Genomic DNA, 19,571 nt, shown 5'->3' on the forward strand with positions numbered 1-19,571 from the left:
GCCGTTGCGCGGGTCATGCTTTATTATCCAGCATCTTTTTCAGCCCATCGAGAGGCGTGCGGCCCCTGGGCCGATAGCGCGCAGGAAGCCCGGACTAACAAGATGGCAGTAAAATACCCCGCGTTCCGCAAGAAATTCCCGCTGCTGGTCACCGGCAGCCTCCTGGCCTTACAGCCCGCGTTCAGCCTACAGTCCTTTGCCGCCGAGCAATACGATTGCCAGGCGTCGCCCACGGGCGGCTGGGCCTGCGCGCCGAAATCGGCGGCCAGCGCACTGCCTCCGCGCCCAGTGCACAGCCGCGATGCTGTCAGCTCGGGTGGCACCACCAGCGAGGCGGTAGCCAAGCAGGATGCTGCCCCGGTGCTGGTCACCGAGAGCAAGGGCCGTGCCCTTACCTCGCGCAGCCCCGATTACAGTCACTTGGACTGGGTCCCGCGCGATAAGTTGACTGCCGCGCAGTTGGCCGAGGCTGGCCCTTACTGTGCAGGCGCCTATGTCGAGCCGCTGCGTCCGGGCATGGACGACACCACGCCGCTGGACGAGTCGCCGATGTTCGTTTCCGCCAAAGCCTCGCGCTTCGAGCAGGAAAAGCAGATCGCTACCCTCGCCGGTGATGTCGTCCTGCGTCAGTCCGGCATGCAGGTCGAGGCCGACGAAGCCAGCCTGCACCAGACGGAAAACCGTGGCGAACTGGTCGGCAACGTACGCCTGCGAGACAAGGGTATGCTGGTGGTCGGCGACCGTGCCGAACTGCAGCTGGATAATGGTGAAGCCCGTATCGACAATGCCGAGTACGTGATGCACCAGGCCCATGTGCGCGGTAGCGCGCTCTACGCCAAGCGCGAAGAGACCGCGATCATCCGCCTCAAGGATGGCACCTACACCCGTTGCGAGCCGGGCGACAACGCTTGGCACCTGAAGGGCAACAACGTCACCCTGAACCCGGCGACCGGCTTCGGCACCGCCACCAACGTGACGCTGCGGGTCAAGGACATTCCGGTGTTCTATACCCCGTACATCTACTTCCCGATCGACGACCGTCGCCAGTCCGGCTTCCTGCCGCCGAGCATCGGCACGTCTAGCAGCAACGGCTTCTCGCTGCAAACGCCGTACTACTTCAACCTGGCGCCGAACTACGACGCCACGTTGTACCCGACCTACATGGCCAAACGCGGCCTGCTGATGGAAGGTGAGTTCCGCTACCTGACCGAGAGCAGCGAAGGCCAGGTCGGCGGCGCATGGCTGAACGACAGCGAAGACGAGCGCAAGCTGCAGTCCGAGTATGAAGATCAGCGCTGGATGTACAGCTGGCAGCACAAGCAGGGGCTGAACTCGCGCCTGCTCGCTGAAGTCGACTACACCGACATCAGCGACCCGTACTACTTCCAGGATCTGAACACCGACCTGGGCATCGACAAGCAAACCTACGTAGACCAGCGCGGCACGCTGACCTATCGTGGCGACAGCTATACTGCACGACTGAAGGTGCATGCCTATGAGCTGGCCAACATCACCGACGTAACGCCATATGATCGCCTGCCGCAGATCACCCTGGATGGCAAACTGCCGTTCAATCCGGGCGGCCTGGACTTCACCTATGGCACCGAGTATGTGAAGTTCGATCGCAACCTGCGTTCTGGTTTCTTCACCGACAAGGACGGCGTAACCGGTCGCCCACAAGATCGCTGGTATGACGAACGACTGGTTGGTCTCGCCAGAGCTGACGGTGAACGACTGCACTTCGAACCAGGAGTCAGCTTGCCGCTGGACTGGTCGTGGGGCTTCGTCAAACCTCAGGTCAAGTACCTGCAGACCAACTACGACATCAGCCTGGATCAGCAAGGTAAAAACACGTTGCTGGCTGAGCAAAATTACAAGGGCACACAGAGCCGTGGCGTCGGCCTGTTCAGCGTCGACAGCGGCCTGTATTTCGACCGCAACACCCAGCTGTTCGGCAAGGATTTCCGCCAGACCCTGGAGCCACGTGCTTTCTACCTCTACGTGCCGGAAGAAGACCAGACCGACATCCCGGTGTTCGATACGGGCGAGCCGACCTTCAGCTACGCCTCGCTGTGGCGTGAAAACCGCTTCAGTGGCAAGGATCGCATCGGTGACGAGAACAAGCTGTCGCTGGGCGTGACCAGCCGCTGGATCGAGCCGAACGGCTTCGAGCGCCAGCGCTTCAGCATCGGCCAGGCGTTCTACTTCGAAGACCGCAAGGTTCAACTGCCGGGTATCGACTACCGTACCCGCCAGGAAGCTACCGCCGATGTGTCGCCTTATGCGCTGGAGTACCTGTATCGCTTCAATCGCGACTGGCGTTTCTCGTCCACCTTCAACTGGGATCCGGACCAACACGCCACCCGCTCGGGTAGCGCGATGTTCCATTACCAGCCGGAAGCTAATCCGAACAAAGTGGTGAACTTCGGCTATCGCTATCGTAACGACACCGTGCGTTATGACCGTGACAGCGGTACCTGGACCACCAACCCGGACTACGGGACCCCTACAATTACCGATAGCACTGGCGCCACAATCGCTAACCCCAACTACATCAAGAACTACTACAAGATCGACCAGCATGACTTCTCCGTCATCTGGCCGCTGGCTCCGCAGTGGAGCCTGATCTCGCGCTGGCAGTACGACTATGGCCGCAACCGTACCCTCGAAGCCTTCGGTGGTTTCGAATACGACAGCTGCTGCTGGAAGCTGCGCCTGATCAACCGTTACTGGATCGATTACGACGAAGTCAGCCTCGACCCATCGCGCAACGACGAGCCGGACCGCGGCATCTTCCTGCAGATCGTCCTCAAGGGCCTCGGCGGCGTTGTTGGCAACAAGGTGGAAACTTTCCTCGACCAAGGCATTCAAGGTTACCGTGAACGTGAAGACCAAGCTTTCTGATCGCCTGCGCCCTCTGCTGTTGGGCGCAGCACTGCTGGCGGCAACGGCTCAGGCCCAGGTTCGCCCACTGGATCGCGTCGTGGCCATTGTCGACAACGACGTGGTCATGCAGAGCCAACTCGACGCTCGCCTGCGTGAAGTGCAGCAAACCATCGACAAGCGCGGCGGCTCCCTGCCTCCTGGCAATGTACTCAGCCAGCAGGTGCTCGAGCGCCTGATCATCGAGAACATCCAGCTGCAGATCGGCGACCGCTCCGGCATTCGCATCACCGACGAAGAACTGAACCAGGCCATGGGCACCATCGCTCAGCGCAATGGCATGAGTCTGGAGCAGTTCCGTGAAGCACTGGCACGCGACGGCCTGTCCTATGCCGATGCACGTGATCAGGTGCGTCGCGAGATGGTCATCAGCCGTGTGCGCCAGCGCCGCGTGGCCGAACGCATTCAGGTTACCGATCAGGAAGTGCAGAACTTCCTCGCTTCCGACCTGGGCAAGATGCAGCTGTCGGAAGAATTCCGTCTGGCCAACATCCTGATTCCGGTTTCCGAAGGTGCGTCCTCCAGCGAAATCCAGACAGCCGACCGTCAGGCGCAGGAGGTTTATCAGCAACTGCAGCAAGGCGCGGACTTCGCCCAACTGGCTGTTTCTCGCTCTGCCAGCGAGAACGCCCTGGAAGGCGGTGAAATGGGCTGGCGTAAAGCGGGCCAGCTGCCTCCGCCGTTCGACAACATGATCAGCCAACTGAACCCGGGCGAAGTTACCGAGCCGGTGCGTACGCCGGGCGGTTTCATCATCCTCAAGCTGATCGAGAAGCGCGGCGGCGAAACCCAGGTGCGCGACGAAGTACACGTGCGTCACATCCTGATCAAGCCCAGCGAGATTCGCAGCGAAGAAGAAACCCGTCGCCTGGTCGAGCGCCTGTATCAGCGCATCGTCGATGGTGAAGACTTCGCCGAGCTGGCGAAGAGCTTCTCCGAGGACCCGGGCTCTGCACTCAACGGCGGCGACCTGAACTGGATCGACCCGAACGCCCTGGTCCCCGAATTCCGCGAGGTGATGAACAACACCCCCAGCGGCGAGCTGTCCAAGCCGTTCAAGAGCCCTTACGGCTGGCACGTACTGGAAGTCATGGGCCGTCGCGCCACTGACAGCAGCGCGCAGTTCCGCGAGCAACAAGCCGTTAACGTGCTGCGCAACCGCAAGTACGATGAGGAACTGCAGGCCTGGCTGCGCCAGATCCGCGACGAAGCCTACGTCGAGACCAAACTGTAACAGCGTCATCGCGTACGAAAGCCCGGCCCTGTGCCGGGCTTTTTCGTTATTGGCCCGGCAGCGTAAACTGGCGGCCCCGCGCCTACACAGAGAGCGACCATGACTGCGCAGCAATGCTTTGCCCTCACCCCAGGCGAGCCCGCCGGCATCGGACCCGATCTCTGCCTGCTGCTGGCCCAAGAGGTCCAGCCTGCGCCACTGGTCGCCATCGCCAGTCGCGAGCTACTGGCGGACCGCGCAAAGCAATTGGGGCTGACTATCGAGTTGATGACCGTCGGCCCTCAGCAATGGCCAGACAAGCCCGCAGCAGCGGGCGCTCTTTATGTCTGGGATACGCCGCTGGCAGCTCCCGGAACCCCAGGCAAACTGACACCCGCCAACGCCGCCTACGTGCTGCAGACCCTCACTCGCGCAGGCCAGGGCTGCATGAACGGCACCTTTGCCGGCATGATCACCGCCCCCGTGCATAAAGGTGTGATCAATGAAGCGGGCATTGCCTTCTCCGGCCACACCGAGTTTCTCGCCGAGCTGACCCACACCCAGCAGGTGGTGATGATGCTGGCGACCCGAGGCTTGCGCGTGGCGCTGGTCACCACCCACCTGCCCTTGAAGGATGTCGCGGCCGCCATCACCGCCGAGCGTCTGGAACGCGTCACCCGCATCCTGCATACAGATCTGCAAGGTAAATTCGGTATCGCCCAGCCGCGCATTCTGGTCTGTGGGCTCAACCCGCACGCCGGCGAGGGCGGCCATCTGGGCCGCGAGGAAATCGAAATCATCGAGCCGACGCTGGAACGCCTGCGCACGGAAGGCATGAACCTGATTGGTCCGCTGCCGGCCGACACCCTGTTCACCCCGAAGTATCTCGAACAGGCCGATGCGGTATTGGCCATGTACCACGACCAAGGCCTACCCGTGCTCAAATTCAAGGGCTTCGGCGCCGCGTTGAATGTCACCCTGGGTCTGCCGATCATCCGCACCTCGGTGGATCATGGCACCGCGCTGGACCTGGCCGGCACCGGTAAGGTCGACATCGGCAGCCTGCAGGTGGCGCTGGAGACCGCCTACCAGATGGCCGCCAGCCGCAAGGTGTGAACCGCTGAGTCCACGGCCCGCGCCCGCGGCGCCATTCGCTGGTAGACTGTGCGACTTTCTTTTTTGCATCCAGCCTCGAGCAACACGACTCGGGGCGTTGCGCGGAGCCGTACATGTCCGAATACCAACACCGCGCGCGCAAGCGCTTCGGCCAGAACTTCCTGCATGATGCCGGGGTGATCGACCGCATCCTGCGCGCCATTCGCGCCAAGGAAGACGAACGCCTGCTGGAGATCGGCCCGGGCCAGGGCGCCATTACCGAGGGTTTGCTCGGCAGCGGCGCGCAGCTCGACGTGATCGAACTCGACCTTGACCTGATCCCTATCCTGCAAGGCAAGTTCGGCGACAATCCGCGCTTTCGCCTGAATCAGGGCGACGCACTGAAATTCGACTTCGCCCGCCTCGACGCACCGCCACGCAGCCTGCGCGTTGTCGGCAACCTGCCCTACAACATCTCCACGCCGCTGATTTTCCACCTGCTGGACAACGCACCGCTGATTCGCGACATGCACTTCATGCTGCAAAAGGAAGTGGTCGAGCGCATGGCCGCAGGCCCGGGCGGCGGCGACTGGGGGCGGCTGTCGATCATGGTGCAATACCACTGCCGCGTGGAACATCTGTTCAACGTCAGCCCCGGCGCCTTCAACCCACCACCCAAGGTCGACTCGGCCATCGTGCGCCTGGTGCCGCACGAGACCTTGCCGCACCCCGCCAAGGACCACCGCCTGCTCGAACGCGTCGTGCGCGAAGCCTTCAATCAGCGCCGCAAGACCCTACGCAATACGCTCAAGCAGTTGATGCCAGCCGAGGCCATTGAAGCTGCGGGCGTCGACGGCAGCCTGCGCCCCGAGCAACTGGATCTGGCCGCCTTCGTCCGCCTGGCCGACCAACTGGCTCTACAGCCCTCTGCTGCGCAGGACTAAACTGCAATCACGCCCAACGGATCATTCGCATGTCCGACCCTCGTTATCAGATCGACGTCAGCGTCACCACCCGCTACTTGGCCGCGCAGTCGCAGCCGGAGCAGAGCCGCTACGCGTTCTCCTACACCGTGACCATCGTCAATAACGGCGAGCTGCCGGCTCAGCTGTTGTCGCGCCACTGGATCATCACTGACGGCGACGGTCGCGTGCAGGAAGTGCGCGGCGCCGGCGTGATCGGCCAGCAACCGCATATCGAGCCCGGCGCCAGCCACACCTACAGCAGCGGAACGGTCATGACCACCCAGGTCGGCACCATGCAGGGCAGCTACCAGATGCTCGCCGAAGACGGCAAACACTTCGACGCAACCATCGCCCCGTTCCGTCTGGCTGTGCCAGGGGCCCTTCACTGATGGCGGTGTATGCCGTCGGCGACCTGCAGGGTTGCCTCAAACCGCTCCAGTGCCTGCTCGAGCAAGTGTCTTTCGATCCCGCGCATGACCAACTGTGGCTGGTGGGCGACCTGGTCAACCGCGGCCCGCAGTCGCTGGAAACCCTGCGTTTTCTCTACTCCATCCGTCAGGCGGTCACCTGCGTGCTGGGCAACCACGACCTGCACTTGCTGGCGGTGGCGCACAACATCGAGCGCCTGAAGAAGGGCGATACCCTGCGCGAGATTCTCGATGCGCCGGATCGCAACGACCTGCTCGACTGGCTGCGCATGCAGAAACTGGTACACCACGACGCCGAGCGCAAGGTGACCCTGGTGCATGCCGGCATCCCGCCGCACTGGACACTGAGCAAGGCGCTGCGCCGCGCCGCTGAAGTCGAAGAAGCGCTGCGTGACGATGCTCGTCTGCCGCTGTTTCTCGATGGCATGTACGGTAACGAGCCGGCCAAGTGGAACAAGGAACTGCACGGCGTGACCCGCCTGCGGGTGATCACCAACTATTTTACCCGCATGCGCTTCTGCAAGGCCGACGGCACCCTGGACCTCAAGAGCAAGGAAGGCGTCGGCAGCGCACCTCCCGGTTTCGCCCCCTGGTTCAGCCACCCACAGCGCAAGATGCGCGGCGAGAAGATCATCTTCGGCCACTGGGCAGCACTGGAGGGCAACTGCCCGGAACCAGGCCTCTACGCGCTGGATACCGGCTGCGTCTGGGGCGGCGCGATGACCCTGCTCGATGTCGACAGCGGCGCACTTCACCGCTGCACCTGTCCCAAAGAATAAGCCCGCCACCCACCTGGTAAAGGTCCCCGAACATGAGCGAATTCAAGCGTATCTCACCGCAACAGGCGCAAGAACTGCGCACCCAGGGCGCCGTCGTGGTCGACATTCGCGACCCACAGAGCTTCGCCAATGGTCATATCAGCGGCTCGCGCCACCTGGACAACCACTCGCTGCATGACTTCATCACTAAGGCCGACCTCGACGCGCCGCTGATCGTCTCCTGCTACCACGGCAATTCCAGCCAAGGCGCCGCGGCCTACTTGGTCGGTCAGGGTTTTTCCGAGGTGTATAGCCTCGATGGTGGTTTCGAGTTGTGGCACGCCACTTACCCGAGCGAAACCGCGCAAAGCAACGAAGAATAAATTTCTTCAGCCGGCAGGCCGCGCCCGCTCTGGCCTGCCCCCCTATCCCGACGCACGGAAACATCCCGTTATCGTCGTCCCGCCCTTGACGCTCTGCAGAACGAACTATTCTGTTACTCAGGCCATCCCACTGAAGGTAGAGCCGGCAAACCGGCATCGGGCCATCGGTAACGACTTTTGGGTTTTGGGGGATTCTTCCCGACTTGTATCCGAGCCGGGGTTATCCAGCACCTGCACGCACGACCGATCCCGAGCCAGCTTTCAGCATCGAGCGAGGTGAAGTCATGAGCATTTTCAGTCACTTCCAGCAACGTTTCGAGGCGACCCGCCAGGAGGAGTACTCACTGCAGGAGTACCTCGAACTGTGCAAGCAGGATCGCAGCGCCTACGCCACTGCGGCCGAGCGTCTGCTGATGGCCATCGGTCAGCCGGAGCTGCTCGACACCTCGACCGATCCGCGGTTGTCGCGGATCTTCTCCAACAAGGTGATCCGCCGCTATCCGGCCTTCGCCGACTTCCATGGCATGGAAGAATGCATCGACCAGATCGTCTCCTACTTCCGTCACGCCGCGCAGGGCCTGGAGGAGAAGAAACAGATTCTCTACCTGCTGGGCCCGGTGGGGGGCGGTAAATCCTCGCTGGCCGAGAAGCTCAAGCAACTGATGGAGAAGGTGCCCTTCTACGCCATCAAGGGCTCGCCGGTGTTCGAGTCGCCATTGGGGCTGTTCAACGCCACCGAAGACGGCACCATTCTCGAAGAGGACTATGGCATCCCACGCCGCTACCTCAGCTCGATCATGTCGCCGTGGGCCACCAAGCGCCTACAGGAGTTCGGCGGCGACATCAGCCAGTTCCGCGTGGTCAAACTCTACCCCTCGATCCTCAATCAGATCGCCGTGGCCAAGACCGAGCCGGGCGACGAGAACAACCAGGACATCTCCGCCCTGGTCGGCAAGGTGGACATCCGCAAGCTGGAGGAATACCCGCAGAACGACGCCGACGCTTATAGCTACTCGGGCGCTCTATGCCGGGCCAACCAGGGCCTGATGGAATTCGTCGAGATGTTCAAGGCGCCGATCAAGGTACTGCACCCGCTGCTGACCGCCACCCAGGAAGGCAACTACAACAGCACCGAAGGCCTCGGTGCGATCCCCTACAGCGGCATCCTGCTGGCCCACTCCAACGAGTCCGAGTGGCACAGTTTCCGTAACAACAAGAACAACGAGGCCTTCATCGACCGTATCTACATCGTCAAGGTGCCCTACTGCCTGCGCGTGACCGACGAGATCAAGATCTACGACAAGCTGTTGATCAACAGCTCGCTGGCCAAGGCCCATTGCGCGCCGGACACCCTGAAGATGCTTGCCCAGTTCTCCACCCTGTCGCGCCTGAAAGAGCCGGAGAACTCCAACATCTACTCGAAGATGCGCGTCTACGACGGCGAGAATCTCAAGGACACCGACCCGAAAGCCAAATCGATCCAGGAGTACCGTGACAGCGCCGGCGTCGACGAGGGCATGAACGGTCTGTCGACCCGCTTCGCCTTCAAGATTCTGTCCAAGGTATTCAACTTCGACCCGCACGAAGTGGCCGCTAACCCGGTGCACCTGCTCTACGTACTGGAACAGCAGATCGAGCAGGAGCAGTTCCCCGCCGAAGTGCGCGAGCGCTACCTGCGCTACATCAAGGAATACCTGGCACCGCGCTACATCGAGTTCATCGGCAAGGAAATCCAGACCGCTTACCTGGAGTCCTACAGCGAGTACGGTCAGAACATCTTCGACCGCTACGTGCTGTACGCCGATTTCTGGATTCAGGATCAGGAATACCGCGACCCGGAAACCGGCGAGATCCTCAACCGCGTGGCGCTCAACGAGGAACTGGAGAAGATCGAGAAGCCGGCCGGCATCAGCAACCCGAAGGATTTCCGCAACGAGATCGTCAACTTCGTGCTGCGCGCCCGCGCCAACAACAACGGCAAGAACCCCACCTGGCTCAGCTACGAGAAGCTGCGCGTGGTCATCGAGAAGAAGATGTTCTCCAACACCGAGGACCTGCTCCCGGTCATCAGCTTCAACGCCAAGGGCAGCAAGGAGGATCAGCAGAAGCACAACGACTTCGTCAAACGCATGGTCGAGCGCGGCTACACCGAGAAGCAGGTACGCCTGCTGTCGGAGTGGTATCTGCGCGTACGTAAATCGCAGTAAGCGGCCTCAGGTGACAGGCCGCCGGCTCCAGGCGAAAGCGCTTGCAGCCTGGGGCCTGAAGCCTCAGCGCCCGGAGGGCTTGTATGAGCTACGTAATCGACCGTCGACTCAATGGAAAGAACAAGAGCACGGTAAACCGCCAGCGCTTCCTGCGGCGTTACCGTGAACACATCAAGAAGGCGGTGGAGGAAGCCGTCAGCCGGCGCTCCATCACCGACATGGAGCACGGCGAGCAGATCAGCATTCCCGGCCGTGATATCGACGAGCCGGTGCTGCACCATGGCCGCGGCGGCAAGCAGACCACCGTTCATCCCGGCAACAAGGAATTCACCACCGGTGAACGCATCCCACGCCCGCAAGGCGGCGGCGCCGGCCGCGGCAGTGGCAAGGCGAGCAATTCCGGCGAAGGCATGGACGAGTTCGTGTTCCAGATCACCCAGGAGGAGTTTCTCGACTTCATGTTCGAGGACCTGGAGTTGCCCAATCTGGTCAAGCGCCACCTGACCGGTGCGGAAACCTTCAAGACCGTGCGCGCCGGTATCAGCAACGAGGGCAACCCTTCGCGCATCAACATCGTGCGCACCCTGCGCTCGGCCCACGCGCGGCGCATCGCCCTGTCCGGCTCCAGCCGCGCCAAGCTGCGCGAAGCCAAGGCCGAACTGGAGCGCCTGCGCCGGGAAGAGCCGGACAACTTCGGCGATATCCAGGCCATCCAGGAGGAAATCGAACGCCTCAGTGCGCGCATCCATCGCGTGCCGTTTCTCGACACTTTCGACCTCAAGTACAACCTGCTGACCAAACAGCCCAACCCCAGCTCCAAAGCGGTGATGTTCTGCCTGATGGACGTTTCCGGCTCCATGACCCAGGCCACCAAGGATGTCGCCAAACGCTTCTTCATCCTCTTGTACCTGTTCCTCAAGCGCAATTACGACAAGATCGACGTGGTGTTCATCCGTCACCACACCAGTGCCAAGGAAGTGGACGAAGAGGAGTTCTTCTACTCCCGCGAGACCGGCGGAACCATCGTCTCCAGCGCCCTGAAGCTGATGCAGGAAGTGATGGCCGAGCGCTATCCGATCAACGAGTGGAACATCTACGCCGCCCAGGCGTCGGACGGCGACAACTGGAACGACGACTCGCCGGTATGCCGGGATATATTGATCAACCAGATCATGCCGTTCGTACAGTACTTCACCTACGTCGAGATCACCCCACGTGAGCACCAGGCGCTGTGGTTCGAGTACGAACAGGTGGCCGAGGCCTTCGCCGACAGCTTCGCCCAGCAGCAACTGGTGTCCGCCGCGGATATCTACCCGGTGTTCCGCGAACTGTTCCAGCGTCGCCTGGTGAGTTGAGGGCCAAGCCATGAATGCCAGTACGAGAAAGCGCGAGCCGATCTCCACCGGTTCGGAATGGACCTTCGACCTGATCCGTCAATACGACAAGGAAATCGCGCGCATCGCCGAACGCTATGCGCTGGACACCTACCCCAACCAGATCGAAGTGATCACCGCCGAGCAGATGATGGACGCCTATGCCTCGGTCGGCATGCCGCTGGGCTATCACCACTGGTCCTACGGCAAGCACTTCCTCGCCACCGAAAAGGGCTACAAGCGTGGTCAGATGGGCCTGGCCTACGAGATCGTGATCAATTCAGACCCGTGCATCGCCTACCTGATGGAGGAAAACACCATCTGCATGCAGGCGCTGGTGATCGCCCACGCCTGCTATGGCCACAACAGCTTCTTCAAGGGCAATTACCTGTTCCGCACCTGGACCGACGCCAGCTCGATCATCGACTACCTGGTGTTCGCCAAGCAGTACATCATGCAGTGCGAGGAGCGTTACGGCATCGATGCGGTGGAAGAGCTGCTCGACTCCTGCCACGCGCTGATGAACTACGGCGTCGACCGCTACAAGCGCCCCTACCCTATCTCCGCCGAGGAGGAGCGCCGGCGCCAGAAGGAGCGCGAGGAGCACCTGCAGAAGCAGATCAACGATCTGTGGCGCACCATTCCCAGGAACGCCGACAAGGGCGGCGAGAAAGACAACAAGCGCTTCCCCGCCGAACCGCAGGAAAACATCCTCTACTTCCTAGAAAAACACGCCCCTCTGCTGGAGCCCTGGCAGCGCGAGGTGATCCGCATCGTGCGCAAGATCGCCCAATACTTCTACCCGCAACGCCAGACCCAGGTGATGAACGAAGGCTGGGCAACGTTCTGGCACTACACGCTGATGAACGACCTGTACGACGAGGGCCTGGTCACCGACGGCTTCATGATGGAGTTCCTGCAGTCGCACACCAGCGTGGTCTACCAGCCGCCGTTCGACAGCCCCTACTACAGCGGCATCAACCCCTACGCGCTGGGTTTCGCCATGTACCGCGACATCCGTCGTATCTGCGAGGAGCCCACCGAGGAGGACAAGCACTGGTTCCCCGACATTGCTGGCAGCGACTGGCTGACCACGCTCAAGTTCGCCATGAACAGCTTCAAGGATGAGAGTTTCATCCTGCAGTTCCTTTCGCCCAAGGTGATTCGCGACTTCAAGCTGTTCGGCATCCTCGACGACGACCAGAAGGACGAACTGCTGGTGCCGGCCATTCATGACGAACCCGGCTACCGCACCATCCGCGAGCTACTCGCTGCTCAGTACAACCTGGGCAACCGCGAGCCCAACGTACAGATCTGGAACATCGACCGCCGCGGAGACCGCTCGCTGACCCTGCGCCACCAGCAACACGACCGAAAACCACTGGGCGACTCAACTGGAGAGGTGCTCAAACACCTGCATCGGCTATGGGGCTTCGATATTCATCTGGAGGTCTGCCAGGGCGATCAGTTGATCACCACCCAGCATGTGCCACCACGCGGCAGCTCGGAGGGCGACAGCGAATACCCGCGGCCGGACCTGATCATTCCGCCAATTTGATCGGCAGCTGAAGCGCGCGCCAAGCTGCCGACCATGGACACACCTTGGCGCGATAAGCCTGTGTACACGACGCGCCCCATCTCGATCTTCGGTATCCTCTGCGCTCAGTGGAGGAACACACATGCAGATCTATACAGTCGGCGGCGCGGTACGTGATCGCCTGCTCGGCCGTCCCATCAGTGAAGTGGACTGGGTCGTGGTCGGCGCCAGCGCCGAACAGATGCTCGAACTCGGCTATCGCCCGGTGGGCGCCGACTTTCCGGTATTCCTGCACCCGCAAACGGGCGAGGAATACGCCCTGGCCCGCACCGAGCGCAAGAGCGGGCGCGGCTATGGCGGCTTCACCTTCCACGCCAGCCCCGACGTCACCCTGGAACAGGACCTGATCCGCCGCGACCTGACCGTCAACGCCATGGCCGAGGACGATCACGGCAACCTGATCGATCCCTATGGCGGCCAGCAAGACCTCGAGGCCCGCATCCTGCGCCACGTTTCCCCGGCATTCGCCGAAGATCCGCTGCGTGTTCTGCGCGTCGCCCGCTTCGCCGCACGCTATGCGCCGCTTGGTTTCAGCGTGGCGCCGGAGACCCTCGAGCTGATGCGCCAGCTGGCCGAGTCTGGCGAACTAAGCCACCTCACTGCCGAGCGCAGCTGGAAGGAAATATCCCGCGCATTGATGGAGCCGCGCCCGGATGTGTTCGTCCAGGTGCTGCGCGACTGCGGCGCACTGGCCGCCCTGCTGCCGGAAGTGGACGCTCTATTCGGCGTGCCGCAACCGCAAGCTCATCACCCGGAAATAGATACCGGCGTGCACGTGCTCAGCGTGCTGCGCCAGTGTGCGGAGCATGACCAGCCGCTGAACGTGCGCTGGGCCAGCCTGCTGCATGACGTGGGTAAAGGTCTGACGCCCGAGGATGAGTGGCCACGGCATATTACCCATGAGCACAAGGGGCTGCCGCTGATCCAGGCGATCAATGAACGCTGCAAGGCACCCCGTGACTGCGCCGAGCTGGCACTGCTGGTCGGCGAGTTCCACACCCACGGCCACCGCGCGCTGGAGCTGCGCCCGTCGACGTTACTGGAGCTGCTGCAACGCTTCGACGTGTTCCGCCGCCCACAACGCTTCGCCGAGTTCGTCGCCGCCTGCGAGATGGATGCTCGCGGACGCCTGGGTCTGGAGCAACGCGACTATCCACAGGCCGCTTACCTGCTGGGCGCCGCCGAGGCCGCACGGCAAGTGCCGGTTAAACCGCTGCTGGAGAAGGGATTCAAGGGCGCGGAGCTCGGCGAGGCGCTCAATCGCGAGCGCCTTCAAGCGCTCAAGGCCTACAAGGATCAATAGCCTTGTAGGAGCCGCGCCTCGCGGCGAATCGTGGCCAAGCCGCAGATTTTTCTGAACGGCCACAATCTCTTTCGCCCCGGGGCGGGGCTCCTACACTGATATGCGCGGTTAAACAGAGGCCAGCAACTCTGCCGGCGTCAGCTCGGCGCCACTCCACTGGAAAGCCGCTGGCCACAGTTGCTGATCGATCTGCGCCGAAGCCCACAACTGCGCGAACGAACGGCCGTCGACTGGGTGACACACGTCCGGCGCCAGCAAGGCCAAAGGCCAGAGCACGAAGGCGTTCTTGAGAATTTCCGCGCGCGGCAGGATCAGGCCATTGAAATTGCCGACCTGCTCGCCATACAGCAGCACGTCGATGTCCAGCGGCAAACCCTTGCGGTCCGGCGCGTAGCGGCCATTGTCGGCTTCGATGAATTTCAGCCGGCGGTCCAGCTCCAGCAGCGGCAGTTCCGTCTCGCCGACCACCACCAGATTGAAGAAGTTACCGCTCTTGATGCCCACCGCATGGCTCTCGAATACCGGCGAGCAGCGCATGTCGCTGAGCAGCCCCGCCAACGCGTCGAGGCCCGCGACCAGGTGAGCCTCGCGCTCGATATTGCTGCCGAGGCCGAGAAAGACGCGTGTCAGAGGCATCCGCGCTCGATCTCCACGCCTACGCCGCCGCGTGCGGCTGGCACCGCGCCGGGCTTGGTCAGCTTCAGACGCATCCAGGGAATGTTGAACTCCTCCATCAGGGTCTGCACCAGGCGTTCAGCGAAAGTCTCGACCAGGATGAACTGCGACTCGGCCGCGAAGGCTTGAATGCGCGTGGAGACGCTGGCGTAGTCGAGCGCCAGGTTGAGGTCGTCGCCGGCTGCCGCTGGGCGGTTATCCCAGCCCATCTGCAGGTCCAGACGTAGGCACTGGCGAATGTCGCGCTCCCAATCGTAGGCGCCGATCACCGTGTCGACCTCCAGCCCCTCGATAAATACTCTGTCCACCGCACTCTCCGCGCCACGACAAGGGCGCTGCACCTCGTTAGAATCGGGCCACCCCATGCCCTGGAATGGCCACCATGTTCTGGCTTCTGGCAATCCTTGCCTACCTGCTCGGTTCGTTGTCCTTCGCCATCCTGCTCAGCCGACTTGCAGGCGGGCCAGACCCGCGCGCCAGTGGTTCGGGTAACCCCGGCGCCACCAACATGCTGCGTGTCGCCGGCAAGAAGCTCGCCGTGATGACGCTGATCGGTGACCTGCTCAAGGGCCTGCTACCCATCCTGATCGCCAAGCTGCTTGGCCTGAGCCTGCATCAGCAAGCCTGGATCGGCCTGGCTGCCGTGGTCGGCCATCTCTACCCGCTGTACTTCCGCTTTCGCGGCGGCAAGGGCGTAGCCACTGCCGCCGGCATGCTGCTTGGCCTCTATCCACCGGCGGCGCTGCTCGCTCTGGCGGCCTGGGCGCTGGTATTTCTGCTGACCCGCACCAGCTCGCTGGCCTCGCTGATCGCCACGCCGCTGACGCTGCCGCTGCTGGCCTGGCAACAACCGGCTGCCTTGCTGCCAGCCTGTGTGCTGACCGGGCTGATCGTCTGGCGCCACCGTCACAATCTTCGCGACCTTTTCGCCGGACGCGAGCGGCGTTTTTAACAAAGTTCGGAACGTCAATCGCGGCTGAAGCCGCTCCTACAGGGAGCGAGCTCATCAAATCGCCGGCAGCGACTCCATCGGCCAACGCGCCTGCACCTTGATCGCCAGATCCTCATGCTGCCCGGCCAGCAAACGCTGGCAACCGGCGTAGGCGATCATCGCGCCGTTGTCGGTGCAGAAACGCGGCCGCGCATAGAACACCTTGCCCTTCATCTCGCCCAGCATGCGCTCCAGATGCTCACGCAGCGCCTTGTTGGCACTCACGCCACCAGCGATCACCAGGCTGTTCAGCCCTGCCTGCTTGAGTGCGCGTTTGCACTTGATGGTCAGAGTCTCAACCACCGCTTGCTGGAAGGCCAGTGCGATGTCGCGACGGGCTTGGTCGAGGTCGTCGTCACTATTACGGCACTGCTGCCAGGTATTGAGCGCAAAGGTCTTCAGACCACTGAAACTGAAATCCAGGCCCGGGCGATCGGTCATCGGCCGCGGGAAGACGAAGCGCCCCGGCGTGCCTTGCTCGGCCAGCTTGGCGATTTCCGGACCGCCCGGGTAATTCAGTCCCATCAGCTTGGCGGTCTTATCGAAAGCTTCACCGGCCGCGTCGTCCAGCGACTCGCCGAGCAACTGGTACTGGCCGATGCCATCGACGCGCACCAACTGAGTGTGCCCACCGGACACCAACAAAGCGACGAACGGAAAGGCCGGCGGCTGCTCTTCCAGCATCGGTGCCAGCAGGTGACCTTCCATATGGTGCACACCGATGGCCGGCACGCCCCAGGCAAAGGCCAGCGCCTGAGCGCAGGACGCCCCCACCAGCAGCGCGCCGACCAGGCCAGGGCCTGCCGTGTAAGCCAGTGCATCGATATCGCTGGCCTGCTTGCCGGCTTCATCCAGCACCTGGCGGATCAGCGGCAGCATGCGCTTGACGTGATCGCGAGAAGCCAACTCGGGCACCACGCCGCCGTAAACGCGATGCAGGTCGATCTGGCTGAACAGGGCGTCAGCCAGCAGGCCACGCTCGCTGTCATAGAGCGCGACGCCGGTTTCATCGCAGGAAGTTTCCAATCCCAGTACGAGCATAGAGCCTGAACCTTGGTTTGCCGCGTGGAACAAAGGCGCGCATGATAAGCGCCGCCCGGCGGAGCGACCAGCGCTTTTCGACCTAAGGGCTTTGCATTCCGCGCGACGAGGCGGTAACATCCGCAACCCTTGAAAACCGACGCATCCCGAGCCACCTGCCGGGCACGCGTTGAAACCGGTAATTAAAGATAGGTACGACCTGGATGCCAGCCGTCAAAGTTAAAGAGAACGAACCCTTCGACGTAGCCCTGCGTCGTTTCAAGCGCTCCTGCGAAAAAGCCGGTGTACTGGCTGAAGTTCGCAGCCGCGAATTCTACGAAAAGCCGACCGCTGAGCGTAAGCGCAAAGCCGCTGCCGCTGTTAAGCGTCACGCCAAGAAAGTGCAGCGCGAGCAGCGCCGCAGCGTTCGCCTGTACTAATACAGTACACGCCACGCTCGAATGCCCGGCTCAGGCCGGGCATTGCATTTGAAGACTCCGCCTCGCGCCTTAGCGAGTGAGCGGAGTTTTTGCTTTTCTACCCATCCGTTGTCCAGCGCTTGCGCCGGGCAGTATGCTGAGCGTCTATGGCCGGCCTGATCCCGCAATCCTTCATCGATGACCTGCTCAACCGCACCGACATCGTCGATGTGGTGAGCTCGCGCATCCAGCTGAAGAAGACCGGCAAGAACTACAGCGCCTGCTGCCCTTTCCACAAGGAAAAGACCCCCTCCTTCACCGTCAGCCCGGACAAGCAGTTCTACTACTGCTTCGGCTGCGGCGCCGGCGGCAATGCCCTCGGCTTCGTCATGGACCACGATCAACTGGAATTTCCCCAGGCGATCGAGGAACTGGCCAAGCGCGCCGGCATGGACGTGCCGCGCGAGGAAAGCGGTCGCGGGCGCACACCGCGCCAGCCGGTGGACTCGCCGCTCTACCCGCTGCTCAATGCCGCTGCCGAGCACTATCGCCAGGCCCTGAAAAGCCATCCGCAGCGCAAGTACGCGGTGGATTACCTCAAGGGCCGTGGCCTGACCGGCGAGATCGCCCGTGACTTCGGCATCGGTTTCGCACCGCCCGGCTGGGACAACCTGCTCAAGCATCTGGGCGCCGACGCCCTGCAGCAGAAAGTCATGATCGACGCCGGCCTGCTGATCGAGAACGCCGAAAACGGCCGGCGCTACGACCGCTTCCGCGACCGCATCATGTTCCCCATCCGCGACAGCCGCGGCCGGGTCATCGCCTTCGGCGGCCGCGTACTGGGCGACGACAAGCCCAAGTACCTCAACTCACCGGAAACCCCGGTGTTCCACAAGGGCCAGGAACTCTACGGCCTGTACGAGGCGCGCAAGCACAACCGTGATCTTGACGAAATCATGGTGGTCGAAGGCTACATGGACGTCATCGCCCTGGCTCAGCAGGGCCTGCGCAATGCCGTGGCGACCCTGGGTACGGCCACCAGCGAAGAACACCTCAAGCGCCTGTTCCGCATCGTGCCCAGCGTGCTGTTCTGCTTCGACGGCGACGCTGCCGGGCGCAACGCTGCCTGGCGCGCCCTGGAGTCGACCCTGCCGAGCCTGCAGGACGGTCGCCGCGCGCGCTTTCTGTTCCTGCCAGAAGGCGAAGACCCGGATACCCTGGTACGCGCCGAAGGCACCGACGCCTTCCGCGCACGCATCAACCAGCACGCACAACCGCTGGCCGACTACTTCTTCCAGCAATTGAGCGAAGAAGCCGACCCGCGCTCGCTGGAAGGCAAGGCGCATCTGGTGACCCTGGCCGCGCCGCTGATCGACAAGATCCCCGGCAACAACCTGCGCGCCCTGATGCGCCAGCGCCTGAGCGAAATCACCGGCCTTTCCGGTGAAGCACTGAGCCAGGTCGCCAGCGCACCGCGCAGTCATGCGCCGAGCACCACCAGCCAGGCGCCCAGCAGCGATTACCCGGATTACGGCGACATCCCCGACAGCGCCTACTACGACAACCTGCCGGACGTCGGCGGCTACGAGCAGCCCGCCCCACCTCACCAACAGCACTACGAGCGCAACAACGAAGGCGGCAAAGGCAGCTGGAAAAAAGACGGCGGCGGCAAGTGGAACAAGAAAGGCAAAGGCGATTTCGCGCCACGTGCCCCGCGCACCGCGGTAAGCGTCGAATCACCGCACCTGATCGCCCTGCGCACGCTGCTGCACCATCCGCAGCTGGCGCAAAAAGTCGAAGATGTCAGCCATTTCGCCGACGAAGACGACACCTACGCTCAGCTTCTCGTGGCCTTGGTCGGTGCCCTGCAGAAAACGCCCAACCTGCGTTCACTGCAACTGATCGCCCGCTGGCACGGCACCGAGCAAGGCCGTCTGCTGCGGGCACTGGCGGAGAAGGAATGGCTGATCCAGGGCGACAACCTTGAACAGCAGTTTTTCGACACCATTACTACACTTGCAAACAGTCAATCGCAGAGGCGGCGTGAAAAGGCGCTCCGCAGCATCATTCATAAAAGCCCCAGCGAGCTCACAGACGAGGAAAAGACATTGCTCAGAGAGCACTACAGCCTGGCCTCCTCCTAGAGCAGCAAGTCCCCAACTGGCGCCTAAAGCCAAAACCGAGGTATAATCCTCGGCTTG

At 62.4% G+C, this 19,571-nt stretch carries 17 protein-coding genes; 14 read left to right on the plus strand and 3 right to left on the minus strand.

Annotation, left to right across the window (positions count from 1 at the left end):
- Window positions 1-102: 102 nt before the first annotated feature.
- From ACNFCJ_RS11615 to ACNFCJ_RS11665, 11 genes are all read left to right on the plus strand, one after another.
- Window positions 103-2,904, plus strand: a complete 2,802-nt coding sequence (locus ACNFCJ_RS11615; protein ID WP_416771447.1) for an LPS-assembly protein LptD — start codon at window positions 103-105, stop codon at window positions 2,902-2,904.
- Complete coding sequence (locus ACNFCJ_RS11620) at window positions 2,885-4,177, plus strand: peptidylprolyl isomerase (RefSeq protein WP_280085262.1); 1,293 nt, start codon at window positions 2,885-2,887, stop codon at window positions 4,175-4,177. Before ACNFCJ_RS11615 ends, ACNFCJ_RS11620 begins: the two co-directional genes overlap by 20 nt.
- Window positions 4,178-4,276: 99 nt before the next feature.
- Window positions 4,277-5,272, plus strand: coding sequence for a 4-hydroxythreonine-4-phosphate dehydrogenase PdxA (gene pdxA, locus ACNFCJ_RS11625; RefSeq protein ID WP_416771449.1), 996 nt, complete (start codon window positions 4,277-4,279; stop codon window positions 5,270-5,272).
- A gap of 113 nt (window positions 5,273-5,385) precedes the next feature.
- Window positions 5,386-6,195: a 16S rRNA (adenine(1518)-N(6)/adenine(1519)-N(6))-dimethyltransferase RsmA gene (gene rsmA / locus ACNFCJ_RS11630; RefSeq protein WP_416771451.1), complete on the plus strand. Its 810-nt coding sequence runs from the start codon at window positions 5,386-5,388 to the stop codon at window positions 6,193-6,195.
- 29 nt (window positions 6,196-6,224) lie between these two features.
- The gene (apaG, locus tag ACNFCJ_RS11635) at window positions 6,225-6,605 is read left to right on the plus strand and encodes a Co2+/Mg2+ efflux protein ApaG (RefSeq protein ID WP_416771452.1); all 381 of its coding nucleotides are present in this window, start codon (window positions 6,225-6,227) and stop codon (window positions 6,603-6,605) included.
- Window positions 6,605-7,423: a symmetrical bis(5'-nucleosyl)-tetraphosphatase gene (locus tag ACNFCJ_RS11640; RefSeq protein WP_416771453.1), complete on the plus strand. Its 819-nt coding sequence runs from the start codon at window positions 6,605-6,607 to the stop codon at window positions 7,421-7,423. The genes apaG and ACNFCJ_RS11640 overlap by 1 nt, the downstream gene beginning before the upstream one ends.
- A gap of 32 nt (window positions 7,424-7,455) precedes the next feature.
- On the plus strand, window positions 7,456-7,785 hold the full coding sequence (gene glpE / locus ACNFCJ_RS11645) for a thiosulfate sulfurtransferase GlpE (protein WP_416771455.1): 330 nt from the start codon (window positions 7,456-7,458) through the stop codon (window positions 7,783-7,785).
- Between the two features lie 284 nt (window positions 7,786-8,069).
- Window positions 8,070-9,992, plus strand: coding sequence for a PrkA family serine protein kinase (locus ACNFCJ_RS11650; protein ID WP_416771457.1), 1,923 nt, complete (start codon window positions 8,070-8,072; stop codon window positions 9,990-9,992).
- An 83-nt stretch (window positions 9,993-10,075) separates the two neighbouring features.
- Window positions 10,076-11,347 carry a YeaH/YhbH family protein gene (locus tag ACNFCJ_RS11655; protein ID WP_416771459.1) on the plus strand — a complete coding sequence of 424 codons (1,272 nt, stop codon included), beginning with the start codon at window positions 10,076-10,078 and terminating at the stop codon, window positions 11,345-11,347.
- Window positions 11,348-11,357: 10 nt separating this feature from the next.
- A complete protein-coding gene (locus ACNFCJ_RS11660; RefSeq protein ID WP_416771461.1) occupies window positions 11,358-12,923 on the plus strand; it encodes a SpoVR family protein in 1,566 nt (521 codons plus the stop codon).
- Between the two features lie 121 nt (window positions 12,924-13,044).
- Window positions 13,045-14,265, plus strand: coding sequence for a multifunctional CCA addition/repair protein (locus ACNFCJ_RS11665; RefSeq protein ID WP_416771463.1), 1,221 nt, complete (start codon window positions 13,045-13,047; stop codon window positions 14,263-14,265).
- Window positions 14,266-14,373: 108 nt separating this feature from the next.
- Here the strand turns inward: ACNFCJ_RS11665 and folK are convergent, their stop codons facing one another.
- Both folK and folB read right to left on the minus strand, forming a co-directional pair.
- Entirely contained in the window at window positions 14,374-14,901 is a 528-nt protein-coding gene (gene folK, locus ACNFCJ_RS11670) for a 2-amino-4-hydroxy-6-hydroxymethyldihydropteridine diphosphokinase (RefSeq protein ID WP_416771464.1), read from the minus strand.
- Entirely contained in the window at window positions 14,892-15,248 is a 357-nt protein-coding gene (folB, locus tag ACNFCJ_RS11675) for a dihydroneopterin aldolase (protein WP_037000169.1), read from the minus strand. Before folB ends, folK begins: the two co-directional genes overlap by 10 nt.
- A 74-nt stretch (window positions 15,249-15,322) precedes the next feature.
- Between folB and plsY the strand changes: the two genes are divergently transcribed.
- Complete coding sequence (gene plsY / locus ACNFCJ_RS11680; protein ID WP_099525840.1) at window positions 15,323-15,892, plus strand: glycerol-3-phosphate 1-O-acyltransferase PlsY; 570 nt, start codon at window positions 15,323-15,325, stop codon at window positions 15,890-15,892.
- 54 nt (window positions 15,893-15,946) lie between these two features.
- Here the strand turns inward: plsY and tsaD are convergent, their stop codons facing one another.
- Window positions 15,947-16,972 (minus strand): tRNA (adenosine(37)-N6)-threonylcarbamoyltransferase complex transferase subunit TsaD, encoded by a 1,026-nt coding sequence (gene tsaD, locus ACNFCJ_RS11685; RefSeq protein ID WP_416771466.1) that lies wholly within the window; start codon window positions 16,970-16,972, stop codon window positions 15,947-15,949.
- A 203-nt stretch (window positions 16,973-17,175) separates the two neighbouring features.
- Here tsaD and rpsU point away from each other — a divergent pair, with 203 nt between their 5' ends.
- Both rpsU and dnaG read left to right on the plus strand, forming a co-directional pair.
- Window positions 17,176-17,391 carry a 30S ribosomal protein S21 gene (gene rpsU, locus ACNFCJ_RS11690; RefSeq protein WP_003290642.1) on the plus strand — a complete coding sequence of 72 codons (216 nt, stop codon included), beginning with the start codon at window positions 17,176-17,178 and terminating at the stop codon, window positions 17,389-17,391.
- A 146-nt stretch (window positions 17,392-17,537) separates the two neighbouring features.
- Window positions 17,538-19,514: a DNA primase gene (gene dnaG / locus ACNFCJ_RS11695; protein ID WP_416771468.1), complete on the plus strand. Its 1,977-nt coding sequence runs from the start codon at window positions 17,538-17,540 to the stop codon at window positions 19,512-19,514.
- Window positions 19,515-19,571 lie beyond the last annotated feature (57 nt).

The organism is Pseudomonas sp. NY15364, assembly GCF_048068235.1.
Lineage (GTDB): Bacteria > Pseudomonadota > Gammaproteobacteria > Pseudomonadales > Pseudomonadaceae > Aquipseudomonas > Aquipseudomonas mendocina_D.